Source organism: Methylovorus sp. SPW-M1 (genome assembly GCF_053848825.1).
The window spans coordinates 481,256-493,177 of record NZ_CM132626.1; the positions used below are offsets into that span (position 1 = coordinate 481,256).

Here is an 11,922-nt window from a genome sequence, read left to right on the forward strand (position 1 = left end):
AATGCTCCCATGAGCCTCGCTTTCAAGCAGGAAACCTTTCGCGACGACTATACCTTCCGCAATTCGCCGGAAGCCATACGCCGTTTTCCCTTTCCGTTTCCCGAAGACCAGTACATGTACTCGGTCAACATCGAGCCGCACACGCCTGGCCCCAAGGGCGCGGTGACTGAATTCACGCTGGATGTGGATGAGCATTACGTGGCCGAATGCCGCGACAAGGCGATTACCCTGGAGCAGGATCCCGGCCGCTGTGCTTCCTTGCCACACATGCTGGATGCCGAGTGGGATTTTCTGGAATTCACCATGGAAAGCCTGGCGCGCGATTATCCCGAGCAATTCAGCCTGAGCAAAAACGGCAAGGCCTGGACCTGGGTCAATCGTCCGCTGGGACTTGAGCAATCCTTTGTATTTGGCGATGCCGCCACACTGCCCATGGGCCCGTTTGAATACATGGGCCGCCAGGTGCAGGGCGACTTTGTGCTGCTGGATCAGCGTGAAGACACGCTGTTTGCCGATGCGGGCATTGTCACCAGCCAGGCGGACTGGTCGCTGGCATTCAATGTCGGCATGTCCTGGCATGAGTGGCATGGCCCGGTGCCGCAAGTCACCAAACTGGGGGTGATGGACCGTGCGCTGAAATTCCTGATGAGCCTGCAGCAGGCCAATCCGGTGCGCCGCCTCAACTGGACCATGACCATCAATCCGCGCCTGGATACCTCGCCGGAAAACTACCCGCTGTGGGGTGGCGACCGCAACAAGGTCAACGAGCAGAACGCAGGCGAACTCGCGCATTTGCGTGTGGAGCTGCAAACCCTGTTCCGCATGCCACGCAGCAATGCCATTGTCTTCAGCATTCGCTGCTACCTGATCAGCATGCAGGAAATGGCGACCTACCCACGCTGGGCCAAGCGTTTTCACCGTGTGCTGCGCGATCTTCACCCTGACCTGGTGGAGTACAAGGGCATCACCAAATACCAGCAGGCCGTGGTGGCCTGGCTCTCCAGATTCGACGACGGCGCCGACATCGGCACTGGCACCCAGCCTGAATAAGGCTTAAGCCATGGCACCGTGGTTACCGGGCAATTCCATTTGCATCTATCTTTTCATAAGGGGAACGTAATGAACCATGTAAAGCGTCTGAGTGTGGCCGGTCTTGTGGCCTGCAGTCTTTTCAACCTGCCGGCGTTTGCTGCGGATGAAGCCGCCGCCGAAGCCTCACCCCACACCCTGACCACCAATATCGGTTTCTTCGGTCAGTATGTGTTTCGTGGCATCACCTACACCAACGAGCGTCCTGCCGTGCAAGGCGGTTTTGACTATGCCCATTCCAGCGGTCTTTACCTGGGCGTCTGGGGCACCAATGTCGACAAGAATGCGCTCTACGGCAATACGCTCGAAGTCGATATCTATGGCGGCTATCTGCACCAGTTCACGCCTGACCTCAGCCTGAATGTCGGTTTCCTGCAGTTCTACTATCCTGACAATGAAAAGATTGCAGGGCAGTCTGCCAACACTACCGAGCTGAATGGCGCGCTGGGCTACAAGTGGTTCACCCTCAAGTACTCGCGTGCCGTGACCGATTTCTTCGGTTACAACACCAAGTCCATCGGCGGCACGCTGGGCCATGGCGATACCAAGGGTACGGATTACATTGAGCTGAATTTCAACTACAAGCTGCCCGTGCAGGATATCAATCTGGTGGCGCACGCAGGTCATCAGCGCGTGGAAAACTACGGTGACCTGAGCTACAGCGATTACCTGATTGGCCTTAACAAGGACTTCTCTGTTGGCAAGAGTGAAGGCTGGAATGCTGGCTTCAACTACACCGGTACCAATGCCGATGGGGATCTGTGGGTAGATGCCAAGGGCCGCAAGACGGGTGATGATCACCTGGTGCTGTTTATCCGCCGCACGTTCTGATCTGTTTGGATTGAGGTTGGATGGCTAGAAAGAGGGCGTTGCAAAACGCCCTCTTTTATTGGCCGCCGGGAATAGGCTGGGACTGGATCAGCTGCTGAATATCGGCAATCAGACCGGTGGGGGCATCGTCGTCGCTGATGTGGGCAATAAAGCCTTCCAGCGCCAGCAACTCGCCCGCACTGGAGTAGACGCCCTTGCCCTGTTCCCACACCCATTTGATGTGGCCTGCGCGGGTGATGATGCGATACACCAGCTGGAATTTATCCTGCATGGCGATTTTCTCCTGCACATGCTGCCAGGCTGATTCGCGGTCTTCCGGGTGAATGATTTCCACATAGGAAAAGCTGAGGTTGTTGATCATCTCGTGCGCTTCGTAACCCGTGACTTCGGCGCAGCCATCGCTGACGAATTCAAAGCTCCAGTTTCTGTCGTTTTTGCAGCGATAGATCATGCAGGGCGCATTGTTGATCAGCATGCTGAGCGAGCGGCGGTTGGTGCGCAGGCTGGCTTCGGCCTGCTTGCTGTGGCTGATGTCGGTGAGGGTGCCGACCACGCTGGAACGCTCCCCTTTGACGGAAGAGGTGTTGCGCGCGCGCAGCTCTACCCAGTGCGAATCGCCGTTTTTGCTGATGACGCGCGCTTCCAGCAGGCAGCGGCTGCGCTTGCCCTGAATCAGCGAATGCAGGCGGGCCTCGACCAGCGGTTTGTCTTCGGGGTGGATAAAGCTCAGCAGCGGTTTTTGCAGGCAATCCTCTACGTTGAAATCGAGCAGGCCCTGCCATGAGGGATTGAGGAAAAGAATGTTCTGCGCGGTGTCGACCTGGAACACGACTTGCTCGATCTGGTTGACCAGCAGATGATAAGGAAACTGCTCGCGAAAGCTGGCGCCCGGGGTGTCATGCGCGGACACGGCTGAAAACTGCAGCAACAGCTGCTCGTTATCCGGCGCTTCGCTGATGGGCGAGGCCGAGATGTGTACCGGCAGTATCGAGCCATCAAGGCATAACAGGCGTAGCCGTTGCGTGGATTTTTTATCATGCTCGGGCGATGCCAGCAGGGCCGCCAGGGTCTGGTGATCGCCGGGGTGGATGACATTGGTCAGCGGCATGCCCAGAATCTGGTCCGAGATGCCCTGCATGCCCAGCTCGGCAAGAAAGGCATTGTTGGCAAAGATGACGGTGTAACCTTCAATCACGGCAGCCGGTGTGGCCAGCAATGAAGAGACATTGATGCCCCAGGCACGGCGGTCAAAGCCCGGGGTGGTATTGCGCAGGAGCGGGCGGTGGCGTAACAGCGGGTATACCGCCAGCATCAGGAGCGCCGAAAAGGCCGTGGTGGCAATGATCACCATGCCCGCCAGGTGCATTTTGAAGGGGGCGGTGCCCGCCCACCAGGTGTTGAACACGAAGAGAAAGATGATACTGAGGATCAGGGTGCTGAATACGTATATGCTCATGCTTGTGTCCTGTGATCTTTGGGGTTTAGGGGAGTCCTTGTCCTGATATGCGCTGGTTGAAAAATCTTTACCAGTTGGCCGGTATCAAGGCCTTGCTGCGTCATACGCTTTACCTGCGACTGGTGGTGCTGCTGTTTTGCGTGCTGCTGCTCATCATCATGATGCAGGTGGGCTCCCTTTTTCTGCTGGATTACATTCCCGGCAATCAGTCTGCCATGCGCCAGCTCTACGCGCAAAAATTCCATTGGCAGGCACTGCGGGCGGAAGTGACGGCGCGTCCGACTGGCAGCCGGCTGCCCGCGCATGGGCTGAATCCTGATGCCGGTGTCATTGAATTTTCGTGGTTCAGACAGCAGCTGGGCTCGCGCCTGCCACCCGTCATCTCGCGGCTGGAAGCCGACACCGCCCATCTCGTCGCCCAGTACCCGCAACCGGAACATAGCGCGGGCTGGCTGCAGGCGGTCGACCAGGTGTTGCGCGATTACGATAGCGTGGCCGAGGAGCTGCAGCGCGATGTGGAGGTCAAGCAATCCGTCATCGGGCTGTTGCAGCTGGTGAGTGGTTTGCTGCTGGTGAGCTGCCTGTTTGCGCTGGCGCTTAAAGCCAAGCATCTGTTGATTGACCGTATCGGCCACCTGACGCGATTGCTGCCCGAGGAGTTTCAGCTGGAAGATGACCAGCCTTATGCCGATGAATTTGCCCGGCTGGAGCAGACCATTTACCGCATCGCAGCCCGTCTGGAAGGCTTCCGCGCCGAGAGCGAGTGGTTCAACCAGACCCGCAGTGAGCGCTTGCGGCGCGTGTTGCGTGCGCAGGGGTTTTTGCATCAGCTGGTGGGCATGATCAACACGCCCGACCTCAGCGAGGCACTGTTGCGCAAAGTGCTGTACATGCTGGAAAGCGCACTGGATGTGCAGAATGTTGCCCTGCTGTTTGCTGAAAAATCGGGCGGAGAGACAGTAGAGCGCACGCTGTTTTCGCAGCATCTGCCGCGCGCCATACCTCCCGGCCTGCTTGCCGAGCTTAGTACCAGCCAGGCTGCCAGTTATCAGCTGCCGGCCAGCGACGGGCAGGAAGGCGCGAGTGGCGTGGTGGCCGCCTTTACCAGCCCATGGGAAACGCTGGGCATGCTGACGGTAGAAGCCGAGGCTGCGCATGTGTTTGATGAAACCGACATAGAGCTGGTGGAGATGACCGCGCAATTGCTGTCCATGGTGATGGGCACGCAGAACCGCGAGCAGGAAGGCCGTCGTGCCGCCTTGCTGGATGAACGCGCCGCCATTGCCCGCGAGCTGCATGATTCGCTGGCGCAGTCGCTGTCCTTCATGAAAATCCAGATTTTCCGTCTGCAAAGCCATCCGCAGACCCAGCATGCCGACTTGCGCGGCATCGTGAACGAGTTGCGCCAGGGGCTGGATAACGCCTACCGCGAGTTGCGCGAGCTGCTGTCGACCTTCCGCGTGCACATGGATGTGCGCGGGCTGCGCTTCGCCATTCAGTCGGCGATTGATGAATTCATGCAGCGCTCCAATCTCTCGATTGCGCTGGATAACCGGCTGGTGAATTGCCGCCTGACGGTGAACGAGGAATTCCATATCCTGCATGTGATACGCGAGGCGCTGTCGAATATCGTGCGCCACTCCGGCGCCAGCACGGTGACGGTGGCGCTGGTGTATCAGAGCAATGGCTCGGTCATCGTCACCATTGATGATGACGGCATCGGCTATGCCAGCAAGCCCGGTGAGCCTGGGCATTACGGGCACAGCATCATGCAGGAGCGTGCCTACAGCCTGGGAGGCGAGCTGGCAGTTTTGCGTCGCCGCACCGGCGGCACGCGGGTAAGATTGGTATTTACGCCGCAATTGGCACAATGACAGGAGAGCACGACCTTGAGCACCCCTAGTATTTCGACCTCCAGTAACCCGATCTCTGAGCTGACATCCGGCGGTGCCAGCCCGACCAAGGTGTTCCTGATTGATGACCATGCGCTGTTTCGCAAGGGCGTCGGTCAGATGATAGAAGCCGACCCGGCATTCCGGGTGGTGGGCGAGGCAGCTTCCGGGAGCGAGGGCTTGTTGCTGGCTCCGCCTCTGCAGCCCGATGTGGTGCTGATCGACCTCAACATGAAGGGCCTGAATGGCATTGAAACCCTGCGCCGCTTCAAAACCGAAAGCAGTTTGCAGGCGCGCTTTGTCGTGCTCACGGTGTCGGATGCGGAGGATGATCTGCTGGAAGCCCTGCGCGCCGGGGCGGATGGCTATCTGCTGAAGGACATGGAGCCGGAAGACCTCTGTGCCAGCCTGAAAAAGGTGATCTCCGGCATGACGGTGATACAGGACAGCCTGACCGAAGTGCTGAAGCAGGCATTGCTGGAGCCGCGCACGCGCAAGGCGGATGATGATGTGGCGCTGACCGACCGCGAGCAGGAGATACTGCAATGTCTGGCCGATGGCCTCAACAACAAGACCATCGCGCGCAAGCTGGGCATTTCCGATACCACGGTCAAAGTGCATATCAAGCATCTGCTGAGCAAGCTCAAGCTCACCAGCCGGCTCGAAGCTGCCGTATGGGCCCATCGTAAAAAGTAAGCACCTGCTCTGCTGGCTAGCCTTGCCCGGCCTAGCGGCGGCTGACAAACAGCCGGGCAGAAATCAGGCAGATGAGACTAGCCAGACCGATGATGATGAGGGCCAGCACATCGGCCCCGGCGTATCCCCAGAAACTGTTCATGCGCAGTACTCCTCCATGGCAGTGCCATCCTTGCTTAACAAACCAGTGTCCTCCATGCGGGTGAGCCCAAACGGCGTCAGCTGGTAATAAAACGACAAAGCCTCGCGCGGCAATATATCCCCCACGGTTTCGGTGATGAGTTGCGGTTCATTGCGCACTACCAGACCAGCGGCGGATAACTCATCCAGCGCCACATGCAGGCTATTGATCGCATAACGTCCCCGCAGACTGTAGGCGTTCAGGGTCAGTTCGATCAGCGCCTGATCGCGCATGCCACCCAGCTGATGCAGCCGCGTCAGCAAAAATCCCTTGATGTGCAGTTTCATGCGTGTTCTCCCGCTGGGTTGTCGCGTAACTGGGCCACGTCTTCAGCCGATTCGCCAAACATGACAAAGCTGCCCGCCACGGTGAGGATGAGCCCGACCAGGAAATACCACGGTGGCATCTGCAGGGTAAAGGCCGCAATAAACAGCAGGGCAAATACCGCGTAGAGGTTGCCTATGGCTTCGCCGCGGCCGACGCCGATCAGACTGAAGCTCTTGTAAAACGCGGTGTAGCAATAGGCATGGCAGGCCGAGGCCAGCACTATCCACACCATGGCCTTGGGGTTTTGCACGGTAGTGAGCAGTAGCTCACCTATCGGCAGGCTGGTGAACAGCGCAAGGGCGGGCAGAATCAATATGCCCCAGAACAGAATCTCGAAACTGAAGCGGCAATGAATGCCTACGTCCGGGTCGGTCACATCCATGGCACGTGCTGCCACCGCACCTTCCATGCCCCATCCCAGTGCAGACATGATCCCACCAAGATAGCCCAGCCAGGCGTGGCTGTTATCGCCACCCACCTCGCCAAATAGCCCCGGGCCATAAATCACCAGGCCACCCATCATGATGATCACCATGCCCAGCGCGGCGCGCGTGGAGATTTTTTCGCGGTACCACAGGCGCGCTACTACAGCGCCGATGACCGGGTAAAACAAAGAGGTGACGGCGGCAAATACCGGCCCCACATAGCCCATGGCCATATAGGAGCCGAAGATCGCCATCGGCCCGCCACAGAGCGACGCCAGCGCATACCATTTCGAGATGCGCCTGAAGCGCACCATGGTGCGGGCGTAATCCCCCACCTTGCCCAGCACACCATTCCACAGCAGCAAAAACACAAACACCGCCAGCGCGTGTACCCAGGTCATCACCGCGGTGGCGGCCAGCCGCAATGATTGCTGATCCTGCGGGATATCGACATACGGCGCTTCATACCACAGCGCCGTGCCTGGCACATACCACGCGCCCCACAGTATCGCCGTCCACAAGGCCCACATGAATCCCCAGCGCTGGTTGCGGCTGTAATGGCGTTGCAGCGTGGCTTGCAGTCTGGCGGCATAGGGCGGGGCGTGCATGAGGCGGATTCCTTAATAAGCAGTATTTGCAGGAGATGGTAATGGCCGGGCAGGGCGTCTTTCCATACTCCTGAGGGAGTAGGCCGCTGCCAGCTGAGACGCATGCCGGGCAGATGCCCCAAGTTGGACCGGAACCTGCTTCAGATCCCGCGCACCGCACCATTTTCTTGCTACTTCTTAGGTAGTAATCCGTAGTGAGAATTGTGAGGCGGGGGCGGCGGGTATTCAATGGTGCCCAATGCAGGACATGCCAGCATCGTGCGTGCTGCCCGTGGGCCTGCTGACTGCATGACTTTTCGATAAGGGGAATTAAATTGAACAGTAATCCGCCCGTAGACGCGATAGGCGCCGATTTATCCGGCGATGTCGTCGCCCAGAACTCCACCCTGCACCGCAAGATCGGCTGGCAGGGTGCGTTCTGGGTTGCCAGCGGTGTACCCGCACTGGTGCTTTTTTCCATAGGCGCCATTGCCGCCACCGTTGGCAAACCTTCCTGGATGGTATGGATGATCTCCATTGCCTTCGGTTTTATCCAGGCCTTTACCTATGCCGAAATCGCCGGCCTGTTTCCACACAAATCCGGTGGCGCGTCGGTATACGGCGCCGTGGCCTGGGTGCGTTACAGCAAATTCATCGCCCCCGTATCAGTCTGGTGTAACTGGTTTGCCTGGTCGCCGGTGCTGGCGATTGGCTCCGGCCTCGCGGCGGGCTATATCCTGAGTGCACTGTTTGCGCCGGATGCGGTGATCAACACCTGGCAGATTACGCTGCTGGATCTGAGCTTCATCAAGACAGACCTCGCCTTGCGCATCAACGCCACCTTCATCCTCGGCGCTGCCGTGCTGATGTCGGTATTTGCCGTGCAGCATGGCGGCATTCTGCGTTCCGCCCGCGTCACCATGATACTGGGCATCACCGCGCTGATTCCCCTGATGCTGATTGGACTTATCCCTATCCTCACTGGCGATGTACCGCAGGTGAATTTCTTCCCCATGGCGCCGCTGAGCTATGACGCTGCAGGCAATGTGGTCGATGGTGTGTGGGGCATCGAGGGCTGGAAACTGATGGCCGGTGGTCTCTTTATTGCCGCCTGGTCTACCTATGGTTTCGAAACCTCTGTCTGCTATACCCGGGAGTTCAAGAACCCCAAGACTGATACCTTCAAGGCCATTTTCTACTCCGGCTTGCTGTGTATTGCCGTGTTTACCCTGGTACCGATTGCCTTTCAGGCGCACCTGGGCCTCGGGCAACTGGTGACGCCTGCCGTGGTTGACGCTGCAGGCACTACCGTCACCCCTGCGGTTTACAGCGGCATGCTGGCGCCAGAAATCTACAGCGGCATGGGCGTTGCCAGTGCCTTGTCCGACATGGCTGGCGGCGGCAAGATCATCGGTAATGTCATGGTCATCATGCTGGTGCTGGCACTGCTGCTTTCCATCATGACCTCCATGGCTGGTTCTTCCCGCACGCTGTATCAGGCCTCGGTGGATGGCTGGTTGCCCAAGTACCTGTCCAAGGTGAATGAGCACGGCGCGCCAACGCCTGCCATGTGGACCGACCTCTGCTTCAACCTGCTGCTGCTCCTGCTGTCCGACTATGTGTTCGTGCTGGCCGCATCGAATGTCGGCTACATCATCTTCAATTTCCTCAACCTTAACTCCGGCTGGATACATCGCCTGGACCGCCCCAACTGGATGCGCCCTTATAAGGCGCCGACCATTCTGCTGGCAGCCGGTGGCGTGCTGAGCTTCGTCAACCTGGCACTGATGGGCTTTGGTGCCGATATCTGGGGCGAAGGTACCCTGATGACAGGCCTGATCTTCGGTGCGCTGATCATCCCGGTCTTCATTTACCGTCACTATGTGCAAGACAAAGGCCAGTTCCCCAAGGCCATGCTCGAAGACATGCATATTGCCGATGAAGCCGGTGTCTCCAGCCGTGCCGGCATCCTGCCCTACGTCGCGCTGGTGGCGGGTGTGGTGGTGGTCTACGTGTTCCATCATCTCGGTTAGTATTCCGCGCTAGCCGGGCATGAGACGGGTCGCCGCAAGGTGGCCCGTTTTTATTTAAACATTTGATTATTAATGAAAGTTTATGCGGTCGATACTCCCTAGGTGGTAAGCCCTAAGGAGAATTGTGAGACCGCGCCTGCCCCTCGAAAATAGCTTCACAACAACGATTCACTTCGCCTATTTCGAGAGGACACTTCATGGCACGCGATCCCAAGCACGACATTCTGTTTGAGCCCATTCAGATTGGGCCGAAAATCCTGCGCAACCGCTTTTACCAGGTGCCGCACTGTATCGGCGCCGGTTCGGACAAGCCTGGCTTTCAGGCGGCGCACCGCTCCATGAAGGCCGAAGGCGGCTGGGGCGCGATGAATACCGAATACTGCTCCATCCACCCCGAGTCTGACGATACCCACCGCCTGTCGGCGCGTATCTGGGATGAGGGTGACGTGCGCAACCTGCGCGCTATGACCGATGAAGTGCATAAATACGGTGCCCTGGCCGGTATCGAGATGTGGTACGGCGGCGCGCATGCACCATGCATGGAGTCACGTGCCACGCCACGCGGCCCCAGCCAGTACGCTTCCGAGTTCGAGACCCTGACCTATTGCAAGGAAATGGACCTGAACGATATCGCCATGGTGCAGCAATACTATGTGGACGCTGCCTACCGCGCCCGCGATGCCGGGTTTGACATTGTGTATGTCTACGGCGCGCACTCCTACCTGCCTTTGCAGTTCCTGAATCCTTACTACAACAAGCGCACCGATGGCTATGGCGGCTCGCTGGAAAACCGCGCCCGCTTCTGGCTGGAAACGCTGGAAAAGGTACGCCGCGCCGTGGGCGATGACTGCGCGATTGCCACGCGCTTTGCCGTGGACACCGTGTACGGCCCAGGCCAGATCGAAGTTGAAGTGGATGGCATGAAGTTCATTGAGCTGGCCGATCCGCTGGTGGATTTGTGGGACGTGGATGTGGGTGACATTGCCGAGTGGGGCGAAGATGCGGGCCCGTCGCGCTTTTACCAGCAGGGGCACCAGGTGCCGTGGACCAAGTTCGTCAAGCAGGTTTCCAAGAAGCCGGTGCTGGGCGTGGGCCGCTACACCGATCCGGAAAAAATGACCGAGATCGTGACCAAGGGCTATGCCGACATTATCGGCGCCGCCCGTCCATCGATTGCCGATCCTTTCCTGCCGAAGAAGATTGAAGAAGGCCGCTATGACGACATTCGCGTCTGCATCGGCTGCAACGTGTGTATCTCGCGCTGGGAAATCGGTGGCCCACCGATGATCTGCACCCAGAACGCAACGGCTGGCGAAGAATACCGCCGTGGCTGGCATCCAGAAAAATTCCGCAAGACCAGCTCCAGCGATGCGGTGCTGGTGGTCGGGGCTGGCCCATCCGGCTCGGAGTGCGCACGGGTGCTGATGGAAAGCGGCTACACCGTGCACCTGTACGACAGCGCCGAGAAGATAGGTGGCCACCTCAATAGCGTGGCGACTCTGCCCGGTCTGGGCGAGTGGAGCTATCACCGCGATTACCGCGAAACCCAGCTCAACAAGCTGGTGAAGAAAAACAAGGATTCCGTGATCGCCCTCGGCCAGAAACGCCTGAGCGCCGACGATATCCTGCAATACGGCGCCGACAAGGTGGTGATTGCCACCGGCTCCAGCTGGAATACCGATGGCACCAACTGCCTGACGCACGATGCCATCCCCGGCGCCGATGCTTCACGTGCTGATCAGCTCACGCCTGAGCAGGTTATGGAAGGCAAAAAAGCCATCGGCAAGCGTGTGGTGATCCTGAATGCCGATACCTATTTCATGGCACCCAGTCTGGCCGAGAAGCTGGCCGTGGCGGGGCACGAGGTCACTATCGTCTCAGGTGTGCATCTGGCGAATTACATGCACTTCACGCTGGAGTATCCAAACATGATGCGCCGCCTGCATGAGCTGGGTGTGGAAGAACTGGGCGACCACTTCTGCTCACGCATTGAGCCGGGCCGTCTCGAGATCTACAACATCTGGGGCGATGGTTCCAAGCGTACCTATCGCGGTCCGGGCGTAGCTCCGCGTGATGCCAACAAGACCCACCGCTGGCTGGAGTTTGATTCGCTGATTCTGGTCACCGGCCGTCATTCCGAGAATGCCCTGTTCAACGACCTGAAAGCCCGCGAAAGCGAGTGGGAGGCCAATGGCATCAAGGGTGTGTACCTGATTGGCGATGCCGAAGCTCCCCGCCTGATTGCCGACGCGACCTTTACCGGCCACCGCGTGGCACGCGAGATCGAAGAAGCCAATCCGCAATACCCCTTGCCTTACAAGCGCGAGGTGGCGGTATGGGGCGCGCCGCACATGCCGGGCGGTCAGTTCAAGATCGAGTACAAGGTTTAGTCAACGGTTCACTTC

At 58.7% G+C, this 11,922-nt stretch carries 9 protein-coding genes; 6 read left to right on the forward strand and 3 right to left on the reverse strand.

The features are described 5' to 3' along the window. Window positions 1-9: 9 nt before the first annotated feature. Window positions 10-1,050: a heme-dependent oxidative N-demethylase family protein gene (locus tag ACWWD9_RS02170; RefSeq protein WP_455867587.1), complete on the forward strand. Its 1,041-nt coding sequence runs from the start codon at window positions 10-12 to the stop codon at window positions 1,048-1,050. A gap of 69 nt (window positions 1,051-1,119) precedes the next feature. Next, entirely contained in the window at window positions 1,120-1,920 is an 801-nt protein-coding gene (locus tag ACWWD9_RS02175; RefSeq protein WP_455867588.1) for a TorF family putative porin, read from the forward strand. A gap of 55 nt (window positions 1,921-1,975) precedes the next feature. Here ACWWD9_RS02175 and ACWWD9_RS02180 read toward each other — a convergent pair whose 3' ends face one another. Beyond that, on the reverse strand, window positions 1,976-3,376 hold the full coding sequence (locus tag ACWWD9_RS02180; protein WP_013443175.1) for a PAS domain-containing protein: 1,401 nt from the start codon (window positions 3,374-3,376) through the stop codon (window positions 1,976-1,978). A 47-nt stretch (window positions 3,377-3,423) separates the two neighbouring features. Between ACWWD9_RS02180 and ACWWD9_RS02185 the strand changes: the two genes are divergently transcribed. Continuing rightward, on the forward strand, window positions 3,424-5,250 hold the full coding sequence (locus tag ACWWD9_RS02185; RefSeq protein ID WP_455867589.1) for a histidine kinase: 1,827 nt from the start codon (window positions 3,424-3,426) through the stop codon (window positions 5,248-5,250). Between the two features lie 60 nt (window positions 5,251-5,310). Then, the gene (gene narL / locus ACWWD9_RS02190) at window positions 5,311-5,964 is read left to right on the forward strand and encodes a two-component system response regulator NarL (protein WP_041370575.1); all 654 of its coding nucleotides are present in this window, start codon (window positions 5,311-5,313) and stop codon (window positions 5,962-5,964) included. Between the two features lie 138 nt (window positions 5,965-6,102). Here the strand turns inward: narL and ACWWD9_RS02195 are convergent, their stop codons facing one another. Together ACWWD9_RS02195 and ACWWD9_RS02200 are read right to left on the reverse strand one after the other, a co-directional pair. Beyond that, a complete protein-coding gene (locus tag ACWWD9_RS02195) occupies window positions 6,103-6,432 on the reverse strand; it encodes a hypothetical protein (RefSeq protein WP_013443172.1) in 330 nt (109 codons plus the stop codon). Further along, complete coding sequence (locus ACWWD9_RS02200) at window positions 6,429-7,505, reverse strand: DMT family transporter (protein WP_013443171.1); 1,077 nt, start codon at window positions 7,503-7,505, stop codon at window positions 6,429-6,431. The genes ACWWD9_RS02195 and ACWWD9_RS02200 overlap by 4 nt, the downstream gene beginning before the upstream one ends. A 314-nt stretch (window positions 7,506-7,819) precedes the next feature. Between ACWWD9_RS02200 and ACWWD9_RS02205 the strand changes: the two genes are divergently transcribed. Beyond that, complete coding sequence (locus ACWWD9_RS02205) at window positions 7,820-9,517, forward strand: APC family permease (RefSeq protein ID WP_013443170.1); 1,698 nt, start codon at window positions 7,820-7,822, stop codon at window positions 9,515-9,517. Window positions 9,518-9,714: 197 nt separating this feature from the next. Next, entirely contained in the window at window positions 9,715-11,907 is a 2,193-nt protein-coding gene (locus ACWWD9_RS02210) for an oxidoreductase (protein ID WP_455867590.1), read from the forward strand. The last annotated feature ends 15 nt before the right edge of the window (window positions 11,908-11,922 follow it).